Below are 26952 nucleotides of genomic sequence, written 5' to 3' on the forward strand. Positions count from 1 at the left end.
ACCTGGGGCAGGAACTTTCAGACATCGTTAGCACCGGTTTAATTCGGCACCCGCCGAGACTGTACGTTATGCTATTGCATTACAGCCTACCCAGACGTGTACTTTTTTCCATGAAACGACTCACTAGCGCCCTGCTGCTATTGTTGTTGGCCGGTTGCGCCAGCGGTCCACGCATCGATCGAAGCCACCCCTCGGTCGGTCATGACAATCGCATCCAGTTTGTCGTCCTGCATTACACCAATGCCAACCAGGAGCGCTCGCTGTCCCTGCTGACCCAGGGCGAAGTCAGCAGCCATTACCTGGTCGGTGACAATCCGCCGACAATCTACCAACTGGTCGATGAAAGTCGACGTGCCTGGCATGCGGGCGACAGCGAATGGCAGGGGCGTACCTGGCTCAACTCCAGCTCCATCGGCATCGAGATCGTCAACCCCGGTTTTGACCAGACCCCGAACGGTCGCGTCTGGTACCCCTACCCCGAAGAGCAGATCAAGGCCTTGGTGGTGCTGCTTAAAGACATCGTCAAGCGCAACAATATCCAGCCTCGCAATATCATTGGTCATAGCGATATCGCCCCGTCGCGCAAGCTTGACCCGGGCCCGTTGTTCCCCTGGAAGCGCCTGGCCGAGGAAGGCGTGGGCATATGGCCCGATGCCAATGCAGTGGCCCGGCAGCAAGCGTACTTCGAGGTCAACCCGCCGGGCATCGCCTGGTATCAGCAGCAATTGTCGCGCCTGGGTTACACCATTGCCCACACCGGTGAGTCCGATACGACCACCCGGCATGTGCTGGCCACGTTCCAGATGCACTTCAGGCCTGAGCGTTTCGACGGCGAGCCGGATGCCCAGAGCGCGGCGATCCTGCAGGTTCTGAACACGAGTAAATGATGAACTCCGCCCAACGGGCAGGCTGAATGTTCCGCCAGTTGCTATACCTCATGGGATTCAACTGGATATTTTATTGATGGCATCTGCCCTCCTGCTGCTACGTAGTGTCCTTTATCGTCCTTGGTTGTTGGCGACGCTTGCGGCTGCGGCGAGTGCGACCCTGTTGTTGCTGGCGAGCCTGGGCGTTGCCATGCATCAGTTGCAGCAAGGCGAGAGCGAGCAGATGAATGCCAGGGGCGAGCGTTTTCTCGAGCGCCTGGAGCAAATATTCGGCCAGTTGCGCGAAGGGGTCGACCAACTCCAGGCGCAGCCACTGCGTGGTTGCAGTCCGAGCATGGTGGAAACCCTGCAGCAAATTGGCTTCAATTACCGGTTTGTCTATGAAGCAGCCTATATCGATCGGAGCCAGTCCTGCTCCAACCGGTTCGGCGAGCGGGCGCGAGATCCGGTGCGCCCGCCGGATATCCAGGGGCCAACCTACAGCTACTGGTTGAACACCACCACGCAACCCAACGATAACCTGGCCGCGCTGATGCTCGGGAGCGGTAATTTTCGTGTCTCGACCTCACGCGGGCATCTGACCGACGTAGTCGACCTGCCCGCCAATGGCAGCCTGCTGGTCGTCCTGGACAAGGGCACCCGCGCCGTACCGGTGCTGGGTTCACCGCAGCCCTGGCCGCCGACCAGCGATTGGCCGCCGGCAACGACAGATGCTTTGCTGGCCACGCCCAGCCAGCTGATTTATCGGATGCCGACTCAGTCACCGGATTATCAGTTGGTCCTGATTACCCCGCGAGCCGATTCCCAGCTGAAGATGAACATGGTCCTCTGGCTACTGTTCCCGGGCAGCCTGTTGTTGGCATGGTGTATTGGCTGGCTGGTAATGCAATTGGTGCGGCAGAGGCGATCGCTGAGTGCCGAGTTGCAAGGCGCACTGCGTCGAGGCGAATTGCAGGTTCTTTACCAGCCCATTTTCGAGCTTACCAGCCGACGATGCGTCGGCGCCGAGGCTCTGGTGCGTTGGCGTCGACCAGATGGCACATTGACCAGCCCGGACCTGTTCATCCCATTGGCAGAAAACACCGGGCAGATTCGCCAGATCACTGATTTTGTTCTGCAACAGTTGTTGGAACAACTTGGCCAGATGTTAAGGGCCAATCCGCACTTGTACATTTCCGTCAACCTGGCCGCGTGCGATGTCATGGTGCCGCGCATCGGCCGGGTTGCAGCCCGGTTGCTGGCCTTGCACCGGGTTGCCGCCAGCCAGATCGCCTTTGAAGTCACCGAACGGGGTCTGATAGACGTCGTGGTCGCACGCGACAACCTGCAGGCGTTACGTGATGTCGGGCATCAGGTGCTGATCGACGATTTCGGCACGGGGTACTGCAGTCTGGCTTATCTGCAGACCTTGCCAGTCGATTGCCTGAAAATCGACAAGACGTTCATCGATGCCCTGGGGCATGACGCCGCGAGCAGTGGCGTGGCACCACATATCATCCGTATGGCGCATGCTCTGCAGTTGCGGGTCATTGCCGAGGGTATCGAATATGAAGCCCAGGCCCTGTTGCTCAACAGCGAAGGGGTGAACTACGGGCAAGGCTGGCTATTCGCGCACCCGCTCAATGCCCGTCAATTTACCGAACTGGTCACTCGAGGGCGGCGGATGGCCAAGCGCCGCTTCGACGATGAAGCATGATGGCCGGCAATCAGATCGGCAGCGCCATATAGAACTGGGTGCCTTGCCCCGGTCTTGAATACACCCCCATTCGACCCCCATGCAGTTGCACGATCTCCTTGCACAGCGCCAGCCCCAGCCCTGCCCCGCCTTTTTTCCGGCCCACCTGGACGAAGGGTTCGAAGATACGCCCCTGCTGCCCGTAGGGGATGCCTTCGCCGTTGTCCTCGATGCTGATAATCACCCGTTCGGCATGCCGTCTGGCATGCAATCGAATGCGCCCGGATTTCGGTGTATGCCGGATCGCATTGTCCAGCAGGTTATCCATGACCCGATCGAGTTGGGCCAGGTCGCCCTGGACATGGGGCAGGGGCTCCTCAAGCTCCAGCAGCAGTTCGATGCACTTGTCTTCGATGGTATCACTGACGCGTTGCTCAGCCCGCTTGAGCAGATCATCAATGGCGCAGGGCGCGAGGGTGAGTTTCTGCAGGCCGTTCTGGTAGCGGGAGAAGTTCAACAAGTCGTTGATCAACTGCATCAGTCGCTGCATTTCTTCATTGATGGTATCGAGCAGGTCGGTTTCACGAGATTCGGCAGGAAAGTGCAGCCGCTCGCGCAGTAGGCCAAAGGCCATGTGCATGCCCGTCACTGGCGTGCGCAACTCGTGGGAAGCACGCAGGACGAATTCGCTGCGCACCTGTTCGAAGGCGCGTTGTTCGGTAACGTCGTGCAGTACCATCACCGCTCCCAGAATGGTGCCGTGTGACGGGCTGACGGGAGTAAGGCTGTATGAGAGCAAGCGCACCTCGCCATCGATCTCGAAACTCAGATCTTCCGGTACCCGCTCCAGGGTGCCGCCACGCAGAATCAGATGTAGCTGGTCATCGAGCTCTGGATATTGCAAGGCTTCGCCCAGTCCCATGCCCAGCCGCTCGTCCTCCCAACCGAGCTGACGCTGGGCGACCGGGTTCAGATGCTCCAGCCGGCCCTGGCGGTCAATCATCAGCAGGCCGTCATCGATACTGTCCAATACCGCTTGCAGGCGCTGTTGGCTGGCAAGCAACTCATTGACGTTGATGGCCTGATGCTCACGTAGCGCGTCGGCCATGCTGCCGAAGCGTCGCGTCAATTGGTTGATTTCCACCGCTGAAGAAATTGGCAAGGTGATATCGAAGTTGCCCTGGCCGATTTCGTCGGCCGCTTTGGCCAGGGCTTCGATTGGGTGGCCGAAACGCCGGGCAATACCATGGGCGGTGACAAACCCGATGATCAGGATTGCCAGCCCGACCAGCCCCAGCAAACTGGAAACCAGTAGCGCCCGCTCCCGGACGCGGCTTTGCATTTCATTGATATTGGCCAGGGCTGACTTTTGGGCATGGAGCAACCCAGTGCGTAGCACATTGAAGGCGGCATGCAGTTGGCTGTCTTCGCTCAGGTTGCGGGCCCCCTGAGCGTTTTCGTAAGCCAGCAGAAAGCGCTGGTAGTCGGCACTGGTCTGGTTGAAACCATCATTCACACCATGGTGCTGCTCATGGGCAACACCCTCGGCCAGCAGCTGCTGAAAGTTCGCCTGGGTCGCTTTCAGGGTTGCCGTATCCGCTGACTCAATGAGCATCATCATCAACTGGTCGCCCAGGTTCTGACGCAGCTTCACGCTCAGGTCGAGGGTGATGAAGTTGTCGCGGATCAATGATTCCTGGGTACTGGTCGTTTGCAGGACGCTGACCAGGCTCAGCAACAACCCCAGAAGCGCGACGGTAATCAGCGCCGAAATGCTCAGGAAGAGCCGCGTGCGCAGCTTCATTGCCCATTTCATAAATTGTACTGTTTACGTTTGCGATAGAGCGTCGAGGCATCGATGCCCAGTGTCCTGGCTGCCTGGTCAAGGGTCTCGCTGGCGGCCAGAATGGCGCCGATATGGGCTTTTTCCAACTCGTCCAGGCTCAACGCAGCACCGATGCGGGGTGCATTGTTAACCGACTGCTCGGCCATGCCCAGATGGCTGATTTCCACACGCTCCTGGGTGCAAATGATGCTGGCGCGCTCTATCACGTTGCGCAATTCGCGGATGTTGCCTGGCCAGCGATAGTTGAGCAATGCGGCGCGTGATTCGTCGCTGAAAACCCGTGCCGGTCGTGCATATTCCTTGACGAAGCGGGCTAGGAAACGATCGGCAAGTGTGAGGATATCCTCGTTACGCTCTCGTAATGGGGGCAGGTGCAAGGTGATCACATTCAATCGATAGAGCAAGTCTTCACGGAACCGTCCGTCCTGGACCATATCCTCGAGGTTACGGTTGGTCGCCGCCAGGATGCGGACATCGGCCCGACGGGTCATCGCATCACCGACGCGCTCATATTCCTTGTCCTGGATAAAGCGCAGCAGCTTTGGTTGTAGTGCGAGGGGAAAGTCGCCGATCTCATCGAGAAACAAAGTTCCACCATCAGCCTGGTTCACCCTTCCCAAGGTGCTTTCGCTGGCACCGGTAAAGGCCCCGCGGCTATGACCGAACAGTTCGCTTTCCATCAATTCGGTGGAGAGCGAAGGGCAATTGATGGTTATGCAGGCTTTCTTCGCCCGTTTGCTCCAACCGTGGATTGCACGCGCAAGCTCGCCCTTGCCCGTGCCGGACTCGCCGAGGATCAGGATGTTGGCGTCGGTATTGGCGACTTGTCGCGCGGTTTCCAGCACTACCATCATGGCGGGGCTGTGTGAGTCCAGGCCATCCTTGGGTTTACGGATTTCGCCCTCGAGCGCTTCCAGGCGAGCAGAGAGTTGGCGCATTTCCAGTTGCTTGGCCGTTGCCAGGCGCAATTGATCGGGGCTGCAGGGCTTGACCAGATAGTCGGCAGCACCGGCCTGGATCGCATCGACGGCGGTATCGACCGCCGAATGCGCGGTGACGATCACTACCCGCATCCATGGCGCCTGGATACGCATTTGCGCCAATACATCCAGACCGTTGTCCTCGCCCAGGCGCAGATCGAGGAAACACAGATCGAACACCTGACGTTGCAGCAGTGCATCGGCCTGGGCCGCACTGCTGGCAGTAGCGACGCTATAGCCCGCATCTTCGAGGCAGTAACGGAAAGTGCGCAGAATGGCGGTTTCATCGTCCACCAACAGAATGCGGCCTTGATGCTCCACGGCTAATTCCATTACTTGCGCTCCTTTGAGAGTTGTCTTGGTTAGTCTCGCAATAATCGGGCAAGTTGCATGGTCGATTTTGCTCGATTCGTCGGTTTGCAGGGTGGCTTTGCCCGAAGATATCGATAACAGTTTGAAAAACAACTGGTTTTATTTTTTGAAGTAATGTGCATAAGGCCTGCGATGGTACTTGGTCAACGCAGTGCAAAGGTCAACGGCGCTCGCCATCGTGAGTCGCCGGACGGAATCCGGCAGCGATCGTGCAAAACGCATGGGCTGGTTGGCTGCATCGTGCAGGACGCGTATCTATCAGTTCGATACACTTAAGCTAACTAGATGATTTTAAAAGGTTTTATTTAGGTTTCTGGGCTGGCATGCGCACTGCAGTGACCCTATTGAAAGGCTTACAAAACGATCAACGGAGTGGGAGGAGTTACAGGATGAGTCGTCAACGAGTCGCCCAAAAGCAGCGTTCTCCCCTGCCAGCAAGCCAAGGCCTGTGCGCCACTCTGGCATTGCTACTCATTCCTGATCATCGCCATTGTCGCTGCGGTACTGGGCTTCGGTTGTATCGCTGGCACCGCTACGGGTATCGCGAAGATTCTCTTCATCATATTCCTGGTGCTATTTGTGGCTTCGTTCTTTTTTGGCCGCCGCGGGCGAGGTTGAGTCTGTAGAACATGAACTTCAATGCGTTCGCTACTGCCCTGGTGATGGGTGGTAGCGTGAAGGCGACCAGCGAATATCGCCGAGCAATTGAAGAAGGATCCGAAGGGTGATCAGTGCCTTGGCACACAAGAACCTATATAGAAGCTGAACCTTTCACCGAAACAAGCTTCTATCTGCTGCGCCGCCCGAGGAAGGTGGGCGCATGATCAAGGGGTCGGGACGTTCTGATTGTTTCAGGATCGGAGTGACCTAGGGGTACAAGGAGTGCCCGCGATGAGGGCCGGATCAGGCAAAAGCTACGCCGGAAGTCCGGCCTGGTCAGTCGACGATCCCACCATCGACGCCTGGCTCTCGGACTTCCGGCGTAGCTTTTTTGCAGACAGGATTCAGGACGGGCGTCCACGGAGTCGCAGATTCCACGCTCGCTGTTTTCACACACCCGACGGTAAAACCTCTCCTTCTCGGTGACCGTATATCGAGAAATTTTCCTCCTCTCTTCTACTCCTTTTACCCCTGCCAATGCATTCGGATTGTCGAACGCCGCCTTTTTCCACTCAGCTGGATACGTTCAATTCGGCCGTTAAATGGCGCTTTGGTCACTATCGGAATTCCGAACGGCCGAAATGCCGTCTTCTGAAATGGCTGTTTTAGCTCGAAAACATCATGCCGATTCGGCATAGGGTAGGCACTTACGGCATTAGACGGAGTGCAGGCGCATCGGAATAGTTGCGCCTTTTTTCGCTGGCCAAAGCGTTTCGTCGCTTGCTTGCGGTGACCTTCTACGGCGCTTTTTTCAGGCGGCCAGACGAGTTGGAAAAGAGCTGGAAACAGCTCTGGCTCGCAGGTGTCAGGGAAAAGGTCGTGTCCACTTCGAATAAAAGGGTAATGACATGAAGAAGGCAAAACTGAGCCTCGCCTGGCAGATCCTCATAGGTCTGGTACTCGGGATTGCGATCGGGGCACTGCTGAATCATTTCAGTGCAGAAAAGGCATGGTGGATCAGCAATATCCTGCAACCTGCCGGTGACATTTTCATCCGCCTCATCAAGATGATCGTCATCCCAATCGTGATCTCCTCGCTGATCGTCGGCATCGCCGGTGTCGGCGACGCGAAAAAGCTGGGCAGCATCGGCCTGAAAACCATTATCTATTTCGAGGTGGTCACCACCATCGCGATCCTGGTCGGCCTGGTGCTGGCGAACCTGTTCCATCCCGGAGCCGGTATCGACATGAGCACCCTGGGCACTGTGGATATCTCCAAGTACCAGCAGACCGCCAATGAGGTGCAGCATGAACACGCCTTCATCGAGACCATCCTCAATCTGATTCCGTCCAACATCTTCGCCGCCGTCGCGCGGGGTGAGATGCTGCCGATCATTTTCTTCTCGGTCTTGTTCGGCCTGGGCCTCTCCAGCCTGCAGGCCGACCTGCGCGATCCGCTGGTGAAAGTGTTCCAGAGCGTATCGGAGAGCATGTTCAAGGTTACTCACATGATCATGGGCTACGCGCCGATCGGTGTTTTCGCCTTGATCGCAGTGACCGTGGCCAACTTCGGCTTTGCCTCGTTGCTGCCTCTGGCCAAGTTGGTGATCCTGGTTTACGTGGCCATCGCGTTCTTCGGCCTGGTGGTGCTGGGGCTGGTCGCTCGCCTGTTCGGTTTCTCGGTGATCAAGCTGATGCGCATCTTCAAGGACGAGTTGGTCCTGGCCTACTCCACCGCCAGTTCCGAAACCGTGCTGCCACGGATTATCGAGAAGATGGAAGCCTACGGTGCGCCGAAAGCCATCAGCAGCTTCGTGGTACCGACCGGCTACTCCTTCAACCTTGATGGTTCGACCCTGTATCAGAGCATCGCGGCGATCTTCATTGCCCAGCTGTACGGCATCGACCTGTCGATCGGCCAGCAAGTGATGCTGGTGCTGACCCTGATGGTCACCTCCAAAGGTATCGCGGGTGTACCGGGTGTGTCTTTCGTGGTGCTGCTGGCTACGCTGGGCAGCGTCGGTATTCCGCTGGAAGGCCTGGCGTTCATCGCCGGCGTGGACCGGATCATGGACATGGCCCGTACCGCACTGAACGTGATCGGCAATGCCCTCGCGGTACTGGTCATCGCGCGTTGGGAAGGCATGTACGACGATGCCAAGGGCGAACGCTACTGGAATTCGCTGCCACACTGGCGCACCAAGTCAGAAGTCACGGTCGGCAAGTCCGTCACCGAGTAAGCTGACAACTCAAAAACAAACCCCGACTCGTCGGGGTTTGTTGTTTCTGGCGTCGGGCCGTCCACCCCCGCTATCATTCGCCGCAACTTGAGGGGGAACGACTGATGCTCAACGGCCTTTGGCTTGGCTTTTTCGTAGTGGCGGCGGTGTCGGCACTGACGCAATGGCTGGTGGGCGGGAACGCCGGAATCTTTGCGACCATGGTCGAGAGTATCTTCGCCATGGCAAAGCTTTCGGTGGAGGTGATGGTACTACTGTTCGGTACCCTCACCCTCTGGCTCGGCTTTCTGCGCATCGCCGAGAAGGCCGGGGTCGTCGAGTGGCTGGCCAAGGTGCTCGGGCCGTTGTTCAAGCACCTCATGCCGGAAGTACCGCCCGGCCATCCGGCGCTGGGCTTGATTACCTTGAATTTCGCGGCCAATGGCCTGGGCCTGGACAACGCGGCCACGCCTATCGGCCTCAAGGCCATGCGTGCGCTGCAGGACCTCAACCCCAGCGCGACCACTGCCAGCAACGCGCAGATCCTGTTCCTGGTCCTCAATGCCTCGTCGCTGACCCTCTTGCCAGTGACTATCTTCATGTACCGCTCCCAGCAGGGTGCGCTGGACCCGACCCTGGTGTTTCTGCCGATCCTGCTGGCTACCAGTTGCTCGACCCTGGTCGGGCTGCTGTCGGTTGCCTTCATGCAGCGCCTGCGCCTGTGGGATCCGGTAGTACTGGCTTATCTGGTGCCCGGTGCCTTGTTGCTGGGCGGCTTCATGGCGTTGTTGGCCGGGCTGTCGGCCACGGCACTGGCCACACTCTCTTCACTGCTGGGCAATCTGACCCTGTTCGGGCTGATCATGCTGTTCCTGCTGATTGGCGCGTTGAAGCAGGTCAAGGTGTATGAAGCGTTCGTGGAAGGCGCCAAAGAGGGCTTTGACGTTGCCAAGAACTTGTTGCCGTATCTGGTAGCGATGCTCTGCGCAGTGGGTGTGTTGCGTGCCTCAGGTGCGCTGGAGTTCGGCCTGGATGGCATTCGCCATGCGGTTGAATGGCTGGGGCTCGATACCCGGTTCGTCGATGCGCTGCCCACGGCGCTGGTCAAACCCTTTTCGGGCAGTGCCGCGCGGGCGATGCTGATCGAGACAATGCAAACCCATGGTGTCGACAGCTTCCCGGCGCTGGCAGCAGCCATCATCCAGGGCAGTACCGAGACCACGTTCTACGTGCTGGCGGTGTATTTCGGCGCCGTTGGCATTCAGCGGGTACGGCACGCCGTGGGCTGCGCGCTGCTCGCAGAACTGGCGGGCGTCATCGCCGCCATCTACGTTTGCTACTGGTTCTTTGGCTGAACCTGTCGCTTTCGTAGTGGCCGGCCAGCACCTCGGTTATTTTGTTCGTGCCGCTTGTTCCGCACCTTGACCGGGGTCTGTCACGTTGAAGCGCAGCACCCCGATGACCTGGCCGTCTTCGGTCAGCACCCTGACCTGCCAGCGCCCTGCCGGGTTTTCCGGGAGGTTCTGCTTGTGGGTCCAGGCCCGATAGCCTTCCTTGCGTCCACCATGGATATCCAGGGCAATGCGGTCGACCTCTTTGCCGTTGAACTGCCAGACATGGTAAATCCGCTCGTTCAGGCCGCGCGGCGCGTTGATCGCGGTATAGGCATACAGGCCTGTGCCGCGCACCTGGGTGGTAGTGACTTCCTTCAGTTTCTTGCCAGGGGTGCGATTGACGTTGTCCATCTCGGTGCTGATCGCCACATCGGTCAGCCACAGGGTTGCCGGTGGCACCCAGGAACGCAGCAACCAGCCACTGGCGCCCACGGCCAGGGTCATGACCACCAGCATCACGCCCCTTCGCCAGTGGGCGATGGGGAAGCTGCTGGCCAGGCTCGGGAAGGACAGCAGCATGGCCGTGCCCAGCGCCAGCTTGTAACTCTGCGCGGTCGTCAGGTGCAGAATGATTGGCAGCGCCGTGAGCATGGCGGCGAACAGGGTCAGGGTATGCAGTGCCAGAAACAGCCAGCGCCGTGGTGCCAGCCACTTGTAGTAGAGCGGGTCGACGATCGAGATCAGCCCAGCCAGGGCCAGCAATCCGGTAAACACAAGCTGGCCGCTGTTCCAGGTGGTGGTGATGAAAAAGAACGGCAGTACGAAGAACAGACTTTCCTGGTGGATCATTTGCGTCGCGTAGCGCAATAGCAGCGGTGGTATGTCGCGCTTGAACATGCGACTGAACAGTTTGGTGAAACTGTTTTCCAGCATCAGCCAGACCCAGCTCGCCAGCATCACCACCGCAATCCAGCTGGCCAGGCTTTCCTGGCGATCTACCAACATGAAACTGCCAATGCCGGAGATAAAACCGAGGAGGGCAATCACTCCCGGATAGCGCTTGATCAATTCGAGTATGCGCTGGACGTAGATAGGCATTTGGACAGTTCACAAGGTCGTAGTAAAAACCCTCACACAATACGCCCTTGGCAATCGCAATGCGCGTCTAGCGCATGCCTGTGCGGCGGTGCTGGCGCCAGGCATGCCAGCCCAGCCCGGCCACCAGGATCAGCCCCAGTATCACGGCGATCAGTGGATACAGGTCGTCATAGCTGAACAGTGGTTTCTCGATGCGCAGGTAACCGGGCTGGGCAAACAGTTGGCGCATGGCCTGGTTGGCATCCTTCAGGGTGACCTTCTGCAACAAGCGTGAGGTATTGCTGAAACGGCCGTCGGCATAGTCGTTCAGGGCGCCCCAATAGTAATCCGCCAAGGCGCTGTTACCCTGCGCCGCCCAGGCCTGGCGGGCAATCGCGGCTTGTTTCACGCGGGCAAAGGTGGCGGGATCGAGCCCGTCCTGTTGTAGCCGCTGGATCATATCGCGAAGGATCTGTTCGGCATCCTTGAGCATGTCGCGGTCCAGGTCGGCATTGAGGCTCAACATGCCGCTGTCGCCAAAGGACTCGCGCTGGCTCGAGGGGCCGTAGGACAAGCTGTGCTTGAGTCGCAATTCGCTGTACAGCGCCCATTCCAGGTAGCTTTGCAGCAGATCCCAGGTCTGCTCGTGCTCGTTCTCAAGAGGCGGCTCCAGGAACAGCCAGTGCAGCTTGGCGCTGTTGCCCAGCCAGCCGCGGGTCAACTCGCGTCTGATCGCGGCATCCTTGTGAACGCTATCGAGCGCGCGGTGTTCGATGGGGTCGACGGGATCGAGCTGGGCATAGGTACGCTCCAGGTAGGCTGGCAGCAGCTTGTCCAGGCCGCCGACGATGATCAGGCTCATGTTGTTGGGGGCATACCACTGCTGGTGAACCTCTTTGACCTGTTCCAGGGTCATGTCGTGGAGCGATGAGCGCTCGGCACATTTGAGCCCGAGTTCCACTGCCAGCTGGTCGCTGGCACCGTGCCCGAGATCCTGGCGGTCCAGCCAGCGCTGCAAGGGTGAGTAGTGCCCGCCATCCTCGCGCTCGACGATTTGCCTGGAGAGCGCCAGGGCCGCATCGTCGATACGGGTCTGGGTAAGGACGGCCAGCAGCAGATCGAGGACCTTGCGCTGGTTGCGGGCCGGGGCCTCGATCACGAAGGTCGTGTCGGCACCGCTGGTGTAGGCATTCCACTCGCCACCCAGCGCTTGCATACGTTCTTCCAGGCCGCCCTCGCCGCTTCCATCGATGCCGCTGAACAACACGTGTTCGAGTAGGTGCGGCAATTCCCGCTTGTCGCAGGGGAAATCATCGAGGCCGACGCCGATTACCAGTCGAATCGCGACGTGGTCGCGCTCATGGCCGGGCTTGAGTATGACTTGCAGGCCATTGGGCAGCAGGTACCCCTCGACCTGGAAACGGTCGAGAGCAAAGCTTGGGGTGCAGCCGAGCAACAGGTAGATGAATATCAGGCAACGCATAACAAGCTTCCTTGCGGCGACCGTAAGAGCTTACCCAAAGCGGGCCCTGTCTGAACAACAGACTTCGCTCCGTCACCATTGATCAAGGCGAATGCGCATCGTCAGGGACGCCATCGACCACCAGGGCACCAGTGTCGGCACTTCCCAAAACCACATAGGCGCTGCTGCAGAACAGGGAGTTCAAGCGTTTCATGTCAGCGATCAACTCCAGGTGTAACGAACTGGTTTCGATACTTTGCACCACTTTGCGTTGCAGTCGGCTGACATGGGCGTGTGCCAGGCGCCGTTCCTGAGCACGGAACCGGCGTTTTTCCCGAAGCAGTTGTCGCGCACTTTCCGGGTCTGCACTGAGAAACACCGACAGGCCCAAACGCAGGCTGGCCAGCAGCTGGCTATGCAGACCGGTCAGCTCTTCCAGGCCCACTTCGGAGAACTCCCGGCGCTGGGAGGTTTTCTGCTGTTGCACCTTGCGCAGCATGCGTTCGATCATGTCGCTGGCCAATTTGAGGTTGATGGCCAATTCGATGATTTCTGCCCAGCGCTGGCTGTCCTGGTCACTGAGGTCCTCTCTGGGCATCTGCGCCAGGTACAGCTTGATGGCATTGTAGAGCGACTCGACATCGTCGCTCAGGCTGCGCATTTCCTGGGTCATGGCCGTTTGTGTGCCGCGCAGCACATTGAGCATGGCCGTCAACATGCTGTCGATCAGATCACCCATGCGCAGCGTTTCGCGCACGGCATTGGCCAGTGCCAGGCTGGGCGTGGCCAGCGCCGTTGGATCGAGGTGGCGCGGTCGCGCCAGGCCATTGGTTTGCGGACGCTCGGGCAGCAGCCAGGCACAGAGCCGGGCCATGGGCGTGACGCTGGGCAACAGGACCAGGCAGCGCAGGCTGTTGTAGAGCAAATGAAAACCGATCACCAGGCCTTGAGGGCTGTAGGTCAGGCTGTCCATCCAGCGAACCAGCGGGTCCAGCACGGGGATGATCAGTACCAGCCCGATCAACTTGTAGAGCAGGCTGCCGAGGGCTACCTGCCGACCGGCGGCGTTTTGCATGCTGGTGCTGAGGAAGGCCAGCAATCCGCTGCCGATGTTGGCGCCGATTACCAGGCCGATGGCCACTGGCAGGCTGATCAATTCCGCGCCGGCCAAGGTCGCGGTGAGCAGCACCGCTGCCAGGCTCGAATAGGAAATCAGGGCGAACAGGGCACCGACCAGGGCGTCGAGCAGGATGTCGCCGGTCAGCGATGCAAACAGGACTTTCACGCCTTGTGCATGGGTGATGGGCGTGGCGGCTTCGACAATCAACTGCAGGGCCAGGATGATCAGGCCCAGGCCGATCGCGACGCGGCCCATCTGGCCAACCCGGGTCTGCTTGCGCGAGAGGAAAAAGATCACCCCGAGAAAGATCAGCAGCGGTGACAGCCAGGACAGGTCGAGGGTCAGTACCCGCGCCATCAGGGCGGTACCGACGTCGGCGCCAAGCATGATTGCCAGGGCCGGCGTAAGCTCCATCAGGCCCTGGCCGACGAAGGATGTCACCAGCATGGCCGTGGCGTTGCTGCTCTGCACCAGGGCGGTTACCAGAATGCCGGCGATGAACGCCATCGGCCGCTTCGACATGTTCTGGCTCAACACACGCCGAAGGTTGGAACCGTAGACCCGCAGAATCCCGGTACGAACGATGTGCGTGCCCCAGATCAGCAGCGCGACGGCAGACAGTAGATTGAGCAGGGTCAGCATGAAAAAGGCCCCCTGGGACAAGGCGCCCCAGCGGGGCAAGGTCAATGCTGCAGCGAGACTGAATTGAGTGCAGGAGAGGTTGTTCAGTGCTCACTTAAGCTTTAGTCGGCCAACGGCCTGACCGCCAGCTTCGCACAGGCATTAGCTGCCTTGAAACAAAGCTGTCATGAAAAGTGATCGTGAAGACGAAAAAAAGGGGCAGTCCCCTGCCCCTTTCCTTGCATCGTCTGGCTTACTGCCCAGGAATGTCCTTGCGCAGCTTCAATGGCTCGCTTAGTGTTTTCTTCCTCGCAATGGCGGTACGCATGCGAATGTTGATGGCTTCGACGGCCAGCGAGAAAGCCATGGCGAAGTAGACGGCGCCTTTGGGCACATGAACTTCGAACGATTCGGCGATCAGCACCGTACCAACCACGATCAGGAACGACAGCGCGAGCATTTTCAGCGACGGGTGCTTGTCGATGAAGCTGCTGATGACGCCCGAGCAGAGCATCATGACCAATACGGCCACGACGATGGCTGCGATCATCACCGGAACGTGGGAAACCATACCTACAGCGGTAATCACCGAGTCCAGCGAGAAGACGATGTCGATGATCGCGATCTGGATGATGGTATAGATGAAACTCCCGCCTTTGCCGGTTGGCTGGTCAGCGCTTTCATCCTCGCCTTCCAGGCCGTGGTAAATCTCCTGGGAGCTTTTCCAGAGCAGGAACAGGCCACCGAAGAACAGGATCAGGTCGCGACCGGAAATGCCTTGGTCGAACACGACGAACAGGTCGGCGGTGAGGCGCATGACCCAGGTGATCGACAGCAGCAACAGAATCCGCGTAATCATGGCCAGGGCCAGGCCGAAGATCCGGGTACGCTGCTGCAAATGCTTGGGCATGCGGCTGACCAGGATCGAGATCATGATGATGTTGTCGATACCGAGAACGATCTCAAGTGCAGTCAGGGTAAAAAAGGCAATCCAGATCTCTGGATTGGTCAGCCATTCCATGTGTATTCCTTCGAACGTTTGTCGATCGGCATCGGGCCCGGGCCTGGCGGTGCAGGTCGGGCCGTCGAAGCGATATCGGTGGTTGATACTCTTGCTTTATAGACTGCTGAACAGCGGAAAGATCCCCATCAGCAGCGCAGCGATCATTATGCACACGCAAACCAGAACTGCCCACTTCAGGGTGAAGCGCTGATGGTCGCCGAACTCGATGCCGGCCAATGCGACCAGCAGGTAAGTCGATGGTACCAGCGGGCTGAGCAGGTGTACCGGTTGGCCGACGATCGACGCGCGGGCCATTTCCACAGGTGAGATGCCGTAGTGGCTGGCCGCCTCGGCCAACACCGGCAGCACGCCGTAGTAGAAGGCATCGTTGGACATGAAGAAGGTGAACGGCATGCTCACCAGCGCAGTGATCACTGCCAGGTAAGGGCCCATGGCCTCGGGGATGACGGCCAGCAGGCTCTTGGACATGGCTTCGACCATGCCGGTACCCGAAAGGATGCCGGTGAAGATACCCGCGGCGAAGATCAGCCCGACCACTGCCAGCACGCTGCCGGCATGCGCCGCGACGCGCTCCTTCTGTTGCTGCAGGCAGGGGTAGTTGACCACCATGGCGATACTGAAGGCGATCATGAACAGCACCGGCAATGGCAGCAGGCCGGCAACCAGAGCGCCCATCAGTGCCATGGTCAGGGCGCCGTTGAACCAGAGCAGTTTCGGGCGACGGGCGTCGGGAAACTGGGAAACGCTGATTTCGCTGTGGTCCACTTCATCGCCAGGCAAATGCAGTTCGCCCAGGCGAGCACGCTCGCGCTTGCCGTACATATAGGCAATGGCCAGGATGGCAAGCACGCCGAACAGCATGGCCGGAATCATCGGTACGAAGATATGCGAAGGGTCCACGTGCAAGGCGCTGGCAGCACGGGCGGTCGGCCCGCCCCACGGCGTCATGTTCATCACGCCACCGGCGAGGATGATCAGGCCGGCCATGATCCGTGGGCTCATGCCCAGTCGGCTGTACAGCGGCAGCATTGCCGCCACGCAGATCATGTAGGTGGTTGCACCGTCACCGTCCAGGGACACCACCAGGGCCAGCACGGCAGTACCGACCGAGACTTTCAGCGGGTCACCCTTGACCATCTTGAGGATCTTGCGCACTGCCGGGTCGAACAGCCCGGAGTCGATCATCAAGGCGAAGTACAGAATGGCAAACATCAGCATTACCCCGGTAGGGGCCAGCTTGCTGATGCCTTCGAGCATCATTGGGCCGATCTTGCCGGAAAAGCCGCCGAACAGGGCAAACAGAATCGGCACCAGGATCAGAGCGATAAGCGCGGACAGGCGCTTGGTCATGATCAGGTACATGAAGGTGATGACCATGGCAAAGCCGAGGAAGGTCAGCATAGGAATACTCCAGGCGTAGCGCGACGAGGGAAAGACGAACCGGGCGGATCAGCGCGGGACGGGCGGCGCGTGGAATATTGGCGGGCGTGTAGCAGGAAGGCGGGGGCTGGAAAGCATCAGATTCACCATTGTTGTTGTTTACTGGGCCGGACGCGCGTTGTACGCGGGTGTCCTGGCTGACCGGTCTGTTGCCGGCGGTGAGGCGATGCTAATGGCCGAAGCTTTCAGCCAGCTTTCGCTGGCTGAAAGGCGACGAGATGTGTGTACGCCGAAAGGATGTATCGGTCAGACGCCTTTAGATGTGTCTGGGTCGTGCATTCAAAGTATTGACGCATCAATCAAGGCTTTTGCCCTTTGGGGCAACTGTAATCCCGCTTGGAACAGGGAGTGTACGAGAGGCCGATCGGAACTTGTTGCTTAGACAGTCTCAATTCAAAGCATTGGCTCAGATGTCAGTTCCAATGGCGGCGCTGCACCAATATTGTGGCCTTCTGATTTATTCATTTTGCCAACAAAAGAAGACTTTCATCAAAGTTGATGCTGGGCTTGGGTTTTATTCTGCGCGGAATGCTGTTATTTAATTAAAGAGTTTGACTGCGGCATTGGCCAAGTGCACATAAAACACATCGTCCTGAGCATCAAAAGCCGGGTCCGCTTCATCATCGCCCTTGGCTTGTATTTTGTCATAAACGCCATTTTCCATTGATGCGGACACAAATGCGGAGAAAACGCGCGTCTTATTGATATAGCGCTCAATCAACATTTTTGGACGCCCATCACCATTACGGTCTTCAAAATATAGACGAATTTCTTCTTTATCTACCTTCATGGCGCCTTATCCATCAAGTTCAAGTGAAGGCTGTGCTTCACTAATGGGATGCCGAGAGGCCTAATGTATGTGCATGAATAAATGATCGTCTACTATCAGAACTGACAGGTGTGTATTTAGCCAGTATTTTTATCGAGCCTGGTTTCCCCGGCTGGAGGACAAGACATGGTCGATTTTCATGAGGGCGGTTGCCACTGCGGCGCGGTGCGCTACCGATTTTCTGGCCCCTTGCGTGACATCGCCCACTGCCATTGTTCGATTTGCCGACGCGTCAGTGGCGGCACGGTAACGACCTGGATCACCCTGCTCTCCGGCGCTTTTCAATGGATTGCGGCAAAGCCTGCGCGGTACGCCTCGTCGGCGAGTTGTACGCGCTACTTCTGCCAGAACTGCGGGGCCCAACTGGCCTTGATCACGCAGTTGAGCCCGGAGACGGTCGATGTGACCATCGCGACGCTCGACCACCCCGAACATGCGGTGCCGCAACGGCATATCTGGACCGCCAGCCGCCTGCCCTGGCTGCACCTGGACGAGCATCTTCCAGGTGAGCCCGGCGAAACCCTTTAAGGCAGCTCCAGGCCACCGGCGGCCTTGTGCAATGTGCGCAAGTGTTCGCCGAGCTGCTTGAGGTTGGTTTCGCTGGCGGCAATTTCGGCGGAACGATTGGGGGCGAGCAAGGCCCGTGCTTCCTTGTCCAGGTCGCCGGTCAGTCGTTGGAGCTGTCGCTGGCGCTCGCTGCTCTGTGCTTCCAGCCGCTGCCACTCGCTGGTTTGTGGCAGGCCATAACCGGTGCTGCCGAGCAACTCGGCCGGGCGACTGAGGAAGCCACTTTTGGCGAGAATTTGCTGCAATACATCGTTGGCCTTGTCCAGGCTGGCGTCTTTACTCTCGCGACCACCCAGATAACGCTGCTTGACTTCATCCTGGGCAAGCAACAACTGGCGGCGGAAACTGGCCTGCTCCAGCAGCAGCAACGCGGCACTGGTACGCAAGTCGGCCCGGGCGAACCACTGGCGGCGCTGTTCGGCCGAGAGCTCCATCCACTGCTCGACGGCCGTCTGGGGGATGGGCAGGTGCTTCTTGAGGACATTGAACATGGCCTGGTAGCGATCCCGGTAAGAATCGAAGCGATAGCCCAGGCGCAGTGCTTCGCGCGGGTCGTCGAGCACGCTGACATCGGCCAGGTCACGGGCCTTGAGTACTTCCAGCAGGCCATTGGGCAAGATGTTGTCCAAGCCGATCAGCTTGCTGTTATCGGTACCGCTGCGCATCAACTTCAGGGTTTCCACGGCGCAATTGTTCGACAGGAAGAAATAGTGGCCGTCATAACTCCAGTGCATCTCGGCGGCCTGACGCACGAGGTCTTCGATTTCGCTTCGGCTCAGCTTGAGGGGGACCGATGCAAGGCTGCGAAGCTCGGTCTTGGTGTACTCATCGATAACCTGAGCCAACGGCAGCACGAACAGGCGCGAGGGATAGGCGCCGGTCAGGCCGTCCCAGCTGGAAAGTTGGAGGTCATTGACGAAGGCCCGGTATGACAGCACCAGGTGTTGGTCAAGGTCGAGACGGCAGTCCGGCCCACGCGGCCGCCCGGGGGCGCAGATGACCAGGCGCAACATGCTGTGGCCCCAGCGGCTGACCAGGTTCTGGTTGGCTTCGGCCAGCAGGTAATCGACGGCGTACACCCGCTCCGGGTCAATCTTGCCCAGGGGCTCCTTGGCAAAATCGTTACCGGCATTGAGGAATGGAAACGCCTGCGGGCAGCTTTGACCGGTCGCTGGGGCCCAGCCAAAGTGCTCCTTCAGATAGGCATGCATTGCCGGGCGTCGACAGGCATAGCTGGGGTCCAGCAGGAAGTACTCCATGTTGACTGCCACAAACTCCTTGGGGCTACTGAGTTCGTAGGTGTCCGGGCTGCGGGCGATCTGCCGGTTGTGTTGCTCGCGCTCGCCGCGCCGCCCGACGTACTGCGGCCAGCCGGCCAGGTCCAGAAACCTCGGGTCGTCGCTCAGCGTGAAACGGCGCTGCGCCTGGCCGCGGCATTGGTCCGGCAGCCCGACCTTGCCCATGCTTGCGTTCTGCCGGTCGCAGCGCGTGATCAACTTGCGCTCAGGAGCAGACCAAAGTCGGGCCCGGTCATAGATGTGGGTCAGTTCATGGAGTACGGTGGCGAGCAGCTCCTGGCGCACGGTGCCATGGGGGCGCGTGGTTTTAGTGGTGGCGGCGCTGCCATCGACAAGGCTTGGGAGCAGATTGCTGTTTAGGTCCAGGCTGGAAACCAGAGAAGCCTGGCCGTAGGCGTTTTCCGGCATGTTTGCTGTCCAGCTGACATCGATCCGCCGATCCAGATGCTCGACGAAGCTGGGCGGCAGCGCCCCCATGGCTTCATCGAGCAGCGCCTGACTGGCCTGCTGTTGCGCGGGGCTGAGACTGTCGGCCTTCAGGACCAGGCGCAAACCGGCTGCTGCAGGGTCGCCAAGCAGCAGTAGTGCACAGGCCAGCAGGCAGGCGCATAACTGCTTCACAGAGCGAGAATGGCTTCGGCAAGCACCTGGTCGCTGGCGTCGCGCGCCTCGGGAACACGCTGACGCAACGTTGCGAAGGCGGCTTCCAGCTGTGCCCCGCGAATATCGCCTTCGCTGGCGACGTAACTGGCGGCATCGTCCTTGGCCTGGACGATGATCTTCGAGTCACGGATCGATGTCGTTGTGTCGGACGTGAAGTCGAGCGTGCGGTCTACGGCATTGATGATGATATTACTGGTGGCTCGAAGGGTTTGTGCCTGGCCCACGCCGGCAAACAACAGCAGGCCCAGGGTAACGGCGATCAATGGGGTGCGCATGGAGAGTCTCCAGAAAACGGAATTAATCATTTGACGAGAATTGCTTGCGCCAGTTCAAGGTCGCCGACATGAAGTGCCGGTTGGGTCTGACGCAGATAGTGCAGGGCGACTTCCAGCTTCGCTGCGCGCAGCCGGCCGTCGCTGGCAACGAACAACGCGGCGTCATCGCGAGCGGCAAGGCTAGTGCAATGCGCGGGCCGGAGCCAGCGCAGGCAAAGCGGGCGCAGGGCTGCACCCGACGGTGAAAGAGCGGTCAGATCGCCAGGATCGCCTGGGCGAGCTGTGCGTCGGTTGCCTTGAGCTCGGGAGCTTGCTGGCGAATGTGAGCGAACGCGCTTTCGAGTTTCACGCCGCGAGTGTCGCCCTGGCTGGCAACGAAACTGGCAGCGTCATCGCGGGCCGCGCGCACGATCTTGTCGTCGCGAAAGGACGACGTCACATCGGAAGTTGCATCGGTGGATGCCGCGACGCCACGAACGATCGTATCGGTAGTCACCACGAAGCTGGTGGCGTTGGCGGTCGAAGCGAGGGCAAGCATCAATGCTGCGCCGAGCAAGCGTGGACGGAACATGGTCAATCTCCTTTGCAGACGTAAGGTCACAGTGTTTACGAGTATCAGACGCACGCCCAGCCGTCCAAGTTCCGTAGCCTACCCCGCCTACTTACGGCATTCCATGGCGGCTTAACGCCAGAATGGTCTGTCCAGTTCGGCAATCCGATCACTGTGGCTGATTCCAATGTCCGCCAGTTGTTGATCGGTGAGCTCCGCCAGCTGCTGTCGAGTGCGCGCCCGTTCGAACATCAGGTCGATGCGCGCGACAACTACACGGAACAAGCGCTTTGCAGAGTGGGTATGCAGTCTGGAGCCTGCCTGTACGGCTACGAGACGGTCCATGGTGCTCTCCTTTCGGCTGAGCCGAATCAAGGGACTGGAGACCTATCTTCCCGCGTGCGGCCAGGGTGCAACAGATACAGGGCAGTACAATTGTACTGGTTCAGATTTATTTAATTTGCAACTGTACCTGTGCTTTTTGAGGGGCTCTGTGTCATTCAAAAAGCGACCCTCTGAAACGACAAAACCCGTCACGGTTACCTGTGACGGGTTTTGGGAAATCGAGGCGCTGGTGCCGGACTTAAGGTCCGTAGGCCAGCTAGCGCTGCATCAACGCCAGAACGGCTTGCTCAGCTCTTCGAAGCGTTGTGCTTCGCTGATCCCGGCGTCAGCCAGCAGACGCGAATCCAGACGAGCCAGTTGATGGCGGCTGGAGATGCGGCGCTGCCACAGCATCAGGTTGGCGAACAGGCGCAGAGGCAGAGAAGTGTTCGAGGTTTCAGAGCTGTTCTGGAAAAGCAGGTCGGAACTGAGTGTACGTTCCATGATTGACATCCTTCCGCTTATGGCGGGATTAGGTAGTGGTTTAACTGATGCCAATGATCCTCTTCCGAGGCAAGACTCTCCAGATACAGTTCACCTGTATTGTGATGCTCCAGTTAACTGTTTAGAGGTACTGTTGTGCTAGAATTTGAGGAAACTGTACTGGTAAGCACCAATAAGGTGCATTTATTGGTGGTATTGAGGGTTGAAGGGGTAAAAACCCCGTAAAAATACCAGTACAGAAGTACAGTTTTTGCGTGGTTTGATGCTGAGGGATGTCAGTCGGGCTAAATCAGGTTTCAACTGTATGGATCAGTCGGCGAGCATGCGGCCGGTTTCGTCCAGGTTCATGTGCCAGGCCAGGGCCTCGCGCAGAATATGCGGCGTGTGACCGCCACGGGCGCAGGCAGCGGCGAAGTACTCGTTGAGGGCGTCGCGGTAGGTCGAGTGCACGCAATTGTCGATGATCGCCCGGGCGCGCTCGCGTGGTGCCAGGCCGCGCAGGTCGGCAAGGCCTTGTTCGGTGACGAGGATGTCAACGTCATGCTCGGTGTGGTCAACGTGGCTGACCATCGGCACGACGCTGGAGATCGCGCCGCCCTTGGCGATGGACTTGGTGACGAAGATTGCCAGGTGGGCGTTGCGGGCAAAATCTCCAGAGCCGCCGATGCCGTTCATCATCCGCGTGCCACATACGTGAGTGGAGTTGACGTTGCCGTAAATGTCGAACTCCAGCGCGGTGTTGATGCCGATGATGCCCAGGCGCCGAACCACTTCAGGGTGGTTGGAGATTTCCTGTGGGCGCAGGACCAGTTTGTCCTTATAGCGCTCCAGGTTGCCGAACACGTCGGCGTTACGGCGGGTCGACAAGGTGATTGAACTACCCGAGGCGAAACTCAGTTTGCCCGCGTCAATCAGGTCGAAGGTCGAATCCTGTAGTACTTCGGAGTACATGGTCAGGTCTTCGAACGGCGACTCGATCAGGCCGCACATTACCGCGTTGGCAATGCTGCCGATGCCGGCCTGCAGCGGGCCGAGCTTGTTGGTCATGCGTCCTGCCGCAACTTCTTCCTTGAAGAAGTTGATCAGGTGATTGGCGATGCCCTGGGTTTCGTCATCCGGTGGCAGCACAGTGGACGCTGAATCCGGCTGATTGGTGATGACGATACCGACAATCTTCGCCGGATCGATCGGGATCGCAGTGCTGCCGATACGGTCATCGACTTTCACCAGCGGGATCGGCGTGCGGGTCGGCCGGTAGGTCGGGATGTAAATGTCGTGCAGCCCTTCCAGGTTGGCGTTGTGCGCCAGGTTGATCTCGACGATCACCTGTTTGGCAAAAATGGCGAAGCTGGCCGAGTTGCCCACCGAGGTGGTCGGTACGATATGGCCTTGCTCGGTGATTGCAACGGCTTCGATGACCGCGATATCCGGCAGCTTGAGCTGTTGGTTGCGCAGCTGCTCGACAGTCTCGGACAGGTGCTGGTCGATGAACATCACCGTACCGTCGTTGATCGCCTTGCGCAGTGTGCTGTCGACCTGGAACGGCATGCGCCGGGCCAGCACGCCGGCTTCGGTAAGCTGCTTGTCGAGGTCGTTGCCCAGGCTGGCGCCGGTCATCAGGCTGATTTTCAGGGGCGTCTGTTTGGCGCGTTCGGCCAAGGCATGGGGCACGGCCTTGGCTTCCCCGGCGCGGGTAAAGCCGCTCATGCCGATGGTCATGCCATCCTGAATCAGGGCTGCGGCATCAGCCGCACTCATCACCTTGCTTTGCAGAGAGGGTAAGCGAATACGATCACGGTACATGGGTTTGATATCTCAGGCAGCGGAAGCTAGATGCGCAGTCTAGAGATTTCGAAAATTTTCGTCCCACGACCAAGGTCGTATGCGAGCCCCTGCTTTAGAGCCTTCTGTCGGGTAAGCAGGCAATAAAAAACCCCAGCCTTTATAGCGCTGGGGTTTTTTCGACAGCCTGTTTAAAGGCTTAGTCGACGGCCTTGACCATGTCCTCAATGACCTTCTTGGCGTCACCGAAGACCATCATGGTCTTGTCCAGGTAGAACAGTTCGTTGTCCAGGCCTGCGTAACCGCTGGCCATCGAGCGCTTGTTGACGATGATGGTCTTGGCCTTGAAGGCCTCCAGGATCGGCATGCCGGCGATCGGCGACTTCGGATCGTTCTTGGCGGCCGGGTTGACCACGTCGTTGGCACCAAGCACCAGCACCACGTCGGCCTGGCCGAACTCGGAGTTGATGTCCTCCATCTCGAACACCTGGTCATAAGGTACTTCGGCCTCGGCCAGCAGTACGTTCATGTGCCCTGGCATCCGCCCGGCAACCGGGTGGATCGCGTACTTCACGGTGACGCCACGATGGGTCAGCTTCTCGGTCAGCTCTTTCAGCGCGTGCTGTGCACGGGCTACGGCCAGACCGTAGCCAGGCACGATGATCACGGTGTCGGCGTTGGTCAGCAGGAAGGTCGCGTCGTCGGCCGAACCGGTTTTCACCGGACGAGCCTCTTTGGCGCCCGCTGGGCCGGCTGCATCTGTAGCGCCACCGAAACCGCCGAGCAGTACGTTGAAGAACGAACGGTTCATCGCCTTGCACATGATGTACGAAAGGATGGCACCGGACGAGCCGACCAGCGAGCCGGCAATGATCAGCATCGAGTTGTTCAGCGAGAAGCCGATACCGGCCGCCGCCCAGCCCGAGTAGCTGTTGAGCATCGACACCACCACCGGCATGTCGGCGCCGCCGATCGGGATGATGATCAGCACGCCGAGCACGAAGGCCAGGGCCAGCATCACGCCGAAGGCGGTGAAGTCACCGGTGAGCATGAAGGTAACGCCCAGGCCAAGCGTTGCCAGGCCGATAATCAGGTTCAGCTTGTGCTGGCCGGAGAACTGTACCGGTGCGCCCTGGAACAGGCGGAACTTGTACTTGCCAGCCAGCTTGCCGAAGGCAATGACCGAACCGGAGAAGGTGATCGCACCAATGGCCGCACCCAGGAACAGCTCCAGGCGGTTACCGGCCGGAATCGCGTCACCGAGATTCTTGACGATACCCAGCGACTGCGGTTCGACCACCGCCGCCACGGCGATGAACACTGCAGCCAGACCGATCATGCTGTGCATGAAGGCAACCAGCTCAGGCATCTTGGTCATTTCGACGCGCTTGGCCATGATCGAACCGGCAGTGCCGCCGATCAGCAGGCCGACGATCACGTAGACGATACCGTCCTGGGCGAGCTCGGCACCGAGCTTGTAGATCAAGCCCACGGTGGTCAGGATCGCCAGGCCCATGCCGAGCATGCCGTACAGGTTGCCGCGACGGGACGTGGTTGGGTGTGACAAACCCTTGAGCGCCTGGATGAAGCAGACCGAAGCGATCAAATACAGGGAGGTAACCAGGTTCATGCTCATGCTTTCTGCACCTCAGCCTTGACTGCGGCGGCCTTGGCTGCGGGAGCTGGAGCTTTCGCAGGTGCCGCTTTCTTCTTGAACATTTCCAGCATGCGCCGGGTTACCAGGAAACCACCGAATACGTTCACCGCGGCCAGGGCCACGGCCAGGGTGCCCATGATCTTGCCCAGCGGGGTCACGGTGAGGGCGGCGGCGAGCATGGCGCCGACGATCACGATGGCCGAGATGGCGTTGGTCACGGCCATCAGCGGAGTGTGCAATGCAGGTGTTACGTTCCAGACCACGTGGTAACCGACATAAATCGCCAGTACAAAGATGATCAGGTTGTAGATACTGGGGGAGATGAACTCTTCCATCGACTGAACTCCTGCTTAGGCGTTTTTACGGATGACCTGGCCGTCGCGGCAAATGAGGCACGCGGCGACGATGTCGTCTTCGAGGTTGATCTGGAACTGCCCTTCCTTATCGAAGAGCAGCTTCATGAAGTCCAGCAGGTTGTGTGCATAGAGTGCAGAGGCGTCGGCTGCGACGGCGGCTGCCAGATTGGTCGGGCCGACGATGGTCACGCCGTGCTTGATCACCACCTGGTCGGCCTCGGTCAGCGGGCAGTTGCCGCCTTGTGCCGCGGCCAGGTCGATGACCACCGAGCCCGGTTTCATCTGGGCGACGGTTTCGGCGCTGAGCAGCACCGGCGCCTTGCGGCCCGGGATCAGTGCAGTGGTAATGACGATGTCGGCCTGCTTGGCGCGCTCGTGCACGGCCACGGCCTGACGCTGCATCCAGCTGGCCGGCATTGGCCGCGCATAGCCGCCGACGCCGACAGCGCAATCACGCTCTTCATCGGTCTCGTAGGGCACATCGACAAACTTGGCGCCCAGCGATTCGATCTGTTCCTTCACCGCAGGACGCACGTCCGAGGCTTCGATCACCGCACCCAGGCGCTTGGCCGTGGCAATGGCCTGCAAACCGGCCACACCGGCGCCGAGAATCAGCACGCGAGCGGCTTTGACGGTACCGGCAGCGGTCATCAGCATCGGCATGAAGCGCGGATAGTGATGAGCGGCCAGCAGCACGGCCTTGTAGCCGGCGATGTTGGCCTGCGAGGACAGCACGTCCAGGCTCTGTGCGCGGGAAGTACGAGGCGCGGCTTCCAGGGCGAAGGCGGAAATGCCGCACTCGGCCATTTTGGCGATGGTCTCGTTGTTGAACGGATTGAGCATGCCCACCACAACGGTGCCGCTCTTGATCTGGATGAGTTCGCTGTCGCTGGGAGCCACGACCTTGAGGATCAGCTGCGCACCGAAAGCTTCGGCAGCGCTTCCAATAGTGGCGCCGGCTGCTTCATAAGCACTGTTGGTGATGCTGGCATTGATGCCGGCACCGCGCTGTACAGTGACTTTATGACCCTGACCCACCAATTTCTTGATGGTTTCCGGGGTTGCAGCAACCCGTGTCTCGCCCGTCTGCGTTTCGAGAGGAACACCAATGTGCACGTCAATTCTCCTGCGTGATCTTTTTAGATAAACCAGCGCACTACGGATGGCGCGTCTGGGGCGGCCGATCAGCACGATCCCGCCGAATTACGGACGGGGCGCCGCATTTTGCAGGCGTTCCGGCAAGGCTTCAACCAGTTATGAAAGGTGACGGCAATTAAACTACAAGTCACCCTGTGACCGAATGACGCAAGCAATCGGCTGGAGCCCCCATTCCGCATAGCTTGCAGCGCAATTCGACCTTAGTGGAAGTTTTTTTCCATCGGGTGGCTGAATACGGTGCCATAGAAGGCCGTTTTAGGACGCAGGCCCCGTCACAGGGCGCTTGTAAGGCATTTTGATGGTGTGCAGAACAGTCTGTCAAAATGCGTCAT

At 59.2% G+C, this 26952-nt stretch carries 23 protein-coding genes and 1 pseudogene; 6 read left to right on the top strand and 18 right to left on the bottom strand.

Going from position 1 to position 26952, the window contains the following annotated elements; all coding sequences use genetic code 11:
• Window positions 1-110: 110 nt before the first annotated feature.
• Entirely contained in the window at window positions 111-887 is a 777-nt protein-coding gene (locus NVV94_RS00385) for an N-acetylmuramoyl-L-alanine amidase (protein WP_258445311.1), read from the top strand.
• 76 nt (window positions 888-963) lie between these two features.
• Complete coding sequence (locus NVV94_RS00390) at window positions 964-2583, top strand: EAL domain-containing protein (protein ID WP_258445312.1); 1620 nt, start codon at window positions 964-966, stop codon at window positions 2581-2583.
• A 10-nt stretch (window positions 2584-2593) separates the two neighbouring features.
• Here NVV94_RS00390 and NVV94_RS00395 read toward each other — a convergent pair whose 3' ends face one another.
• The gene (locus NVV94_RS00395) at window positions 2594-4378 is read right to left on the bottom strand and encodes a KinB sensor domain-containing domain (RefSeq protein ID WP_258445313.1); all 1785 of its coding nucleotides are present in this window, start codon (window positions 4376-4378) and stop codon (window positions 2594-2596) included.
• On the bottom strand, window positions 4375-5721 hold the full coding sequence (gene algB / locus NVV94_RS00400; RefSeq protein ID WP_258445314.1) for a sigma-54-dependent response regulator transcription factor AlgB: 1347 nt from the start codon (window positions 5719-5721) through the stop codon (window positions 4375-4377). Before algB ends, NVV94_RS00395 begins: the two co-directional genes overlap by 4 nt.
• A gap of 516 nt (window positions 5722-6237) precedes the next feature.
• On the opposite strand from algB, the gene NVV94_RS00405 reads away from it, so the two are divergent.
• From NVV94_RS00405 to NVV94_RS00415, 3 genes are all read left to right on the top strand, one after another.
• A complete protein-coding gene (locus tag NVV94_RS00405) occupies window positions 6238-6378 on the top strand; it encodes a DUF1328 domain-containing protein (RefSeq protein WP_258447844.1) in 141 nt (46 codons plus the stop codon).
• Window positions 6379-7268: 890 nt separating this feature from the next.
• Window positions 7269-8600, top strand: a complete 1332-nt coding sequence (gene gltP / locus NVV94_RS00410) for a glutamate/aspartate:proton symporter GltP (protein ID WP_258445315.1) — start codon at window positions 7269-7271, stop codon at window positions 8598-8600.
• A 104-nt stretch (window positions 8601-8704) separates the two neighbouring features.
• Window positions 8705-9934, top strand: a complete 1230-nt coding sequence (locus tag NVV94_RS00415) for a nucleoside recognition domain-containing protein (protein ID WP_258445316.1) — start codon at window positions 8705-8707, stop codon at window positions 9932-9934.
• Between the two features lie 36 nt (window positions 9935-9970).
• On the opposite strand, the gene NVV94_RS00420 is transcribed toward NVV94_RS00415, so the two are convergent.
• The 6 genes from NVV94_RS00420 to NVV94_RS00445 all read right to left on the bottom strand — a co-directional run bounded on the left by NVV94_RS00420 (window position 9971) and on the right by NVV94_RS00445 (window position 17447).
• Window positions 9971-11011, bottom strand: coding sequence for a DUF2914 domain-containing protein (locus NVV94_RS00420; protein WP_258445317.1), 1041 nt, complete (start codon window positions 11009-11011; stop codon window positions 9971-9973).
• A gap of 67 nt (window positions 11012-11078) precedes the next feature.
• The gene (locus NVV94_RS00425) at window positions 11079-12473 is read right to left on the bottom strand and encodes a pitrilysin family protein (RefSeq protein WP_258445318.1); all 1395 of its coding nucleotides are present in this window, start codon (window positions 12471-12473) and stop codon (window positions 11079-11081) included.
• A gap of 82 nt (window positions 12474-12555) precedes the next feature.
• Window positions 12556-14214, bottom strand: a complete 1659-nt coding sequence (locus NVV94_RS00430) for a Na/Pi cotransporter family protein (protein WP_258445319.1) — start codon at window positions 14212-14214, stop codon at window positions 12556-12558.
• Window positions 14215-14446: 232 nt separating this feature from the next.
• Window positions 14447-15214, bottom strand: coding sequence for a TerC family protein (locus NVV94_RS00435; RefSeq protein WP_258445320.1), 768 nt, complete (start codon window positions 15212-15214; stop codon window positions 14447-14449).
• A gap of 96 nt (window positions 15215-15310) precedes the next feature.
• Window positions 15311-16618, bottom strand: coding sequence for a CitMHS family transporter (locus tag NVV94_RS00440; protein WP_258445321.1), 1308 nt, complete (start codon window positions 16616-16618; stop codon window positions 15311-15313).
• A gap of 577 nt (window positions 16619-17195) precedes the next feature.
• The gene (locus NVV94_RS00445) at window positions 17196-17447 is read right to left on the bottom strand and encodes a hypothetical protein (protein ID WP_258445322.1); all 252 of its coding nucleotides are present in this window, start codon (window positions 17445-17447) and stop codon (window positions 17196-17198) included.
• A 165-nt stretch (window positions 17448-17612) separates the two neighbouring features.
• On the opposite strand from NVV94_RS00445, the gene NVV94_RS00450 reads away from it, so the two are divergent.
• On the top strand, window positions 17613-18014 hold the full coding sequence (locus NVV94_RS00450; RefSeq protein WP_258445323.1) for a GFA family protein: 402 nt from the start codon (window positions 17613-17615) through the stop codon (window positions 18012-18014).
• Here the strand turns inward: NVV94_RS00450 and NVV94_RS00455 are convergent.
• The 10 genes and pseudogenes from NVV94_RS00455 to NVV94_RS00500 all read right to left on the bottom strand — a co-directional run bounded on the left by NVV94_RS00455 (window position 18011) and on the right by NVV94_RS00500 (window position 26578).
• A complete protein-coding gene (locus NVV94_RS00455; RefSeq protein ID WP_258445324.1) occupies window positions 18011-19972 on the bottom strand; it encodes a DUF4105 domain-containing protein in 1962 nt (653 codons plus the stop codon). The two genes, NVV94_RS00450 and NVV94_RS00455, sit on opposite strands and share 4 nt — an antisense overlap.
• Window positions 19969-20289, bottom strand: coding sequence for a DUF2388 domain-containing protein (locus tag NVV94_RS00460; RefSeq protein ID WP_258445325.1), 321 nt, complete (start codon window positions 20287-20289; stop codon window positions 19969-19971). Before NVV94_RS00460 ends, NVV94_RS00455 begins: the two co-directional genes overlap by 4 nt.
• A gap of 26 nt (window positions 20290-20315) precedes the next feature.
• Window positions 20316-20468: pseudogene (locus NVV94_RS00465) on the bottom strand (DUF2388 domain-containing protein); the annotation flags it as partial.
• A 74-nt stretch (window positions 20469-20542) separates the two neighbouring features.
• Entirely contained in the window at window positions 20543-20860 is a 318-nt protein-coding gene (locus tag NVV94_RS00470; RefSeq protein ID WP_258445326.1) for a DUF2388 domain-containing protein, read from the bottom strand.
• Window positions 20861-20971: 111 nt separating this feature from the next.
• A complete protein-coding gene (locus NVV94_RS00475; RefSeq protein ID WP_258445327.1) occupies window positions 20972-21184 on the bottom strand; it encodes a DUF1127 domain-containing protein in 213 nt (70 codons plus the stop codon).
• Between the two features lie 267 nt (window positions 21185-21451).
• A complete protein-coding gene (locus tag NVV94_RS00480) occupies window positions 21452-21667 on the bottom strand; it encodes a DUF1127 domain-containing protein (RefSeq protein WP_258445328.1) in 216 nt (71 codons plus the stop codon).
• Between the two features lie 309 nt (window positions 21668-21976).
• Complete coding sequence (locus tag NVV94_RS00485) at window positions 21977-23470, bottom strand: acetyl-CoA hydrolase/transferase family protein (RefSeq protein WP_258445329.1); 1494 nt, start codon at window positions 23468-23470, stop codon at window positions 21977-21979.
• Between the two features lie 178 nt (window positions 23471-23648).
• On the bottom strand, window positions 23649-25085 hold the full coding sequence (locus tag NVV94_RS00490; protein WP_258445330.1) for an NAD(P)(+) transhydrogenase (Re/Si-specific) subunit beta: 1437 nt from the start codon (window positions 25083-25085) through the stop codon (window positions 23649-23651).
• Complete coding sequence (locus tag NVV94_RS00495; protein WP_258445331.1) at window positions 25082-25441, bottom strand: NAD(P) transhydrogenase subunit alpha; 360 nt, start codon at window positions 25439-25441, stop codon at window positions 25082-25084. The genes NVV94_RS00490 and NVV94_RS00495 overlap by 4 nt, the downstream gene beginning before the upstream one ends.
• 15 nt (window positions 25442-25456) lie before the next feature.
• On the bottom strand, window positions 25457-26578 hold the full coding sequence (locus NVV94_RS00500) for a Re/Si-specific NAD(P)(+) transhydrogenase subunit alpha (RefSeq protein WP_258445332.1): 1122 nt from the start codon (window positions 26576-26578) through the stop codon (window positions 25457-25459).
• Window positions 26579-26952 lie beyond the last annotated feature (374 nt).

The organism is Pseudomonas sp. LS1212 (genome assembly GCF_024741815.1).
In the GTDB taxonomy this organism is placed as follows: Bacteria; Pseudomonadota; Gammaproteobacteria; order Pseudomonadales; family Pseudomonadaceae; genus Aquipseudomonas.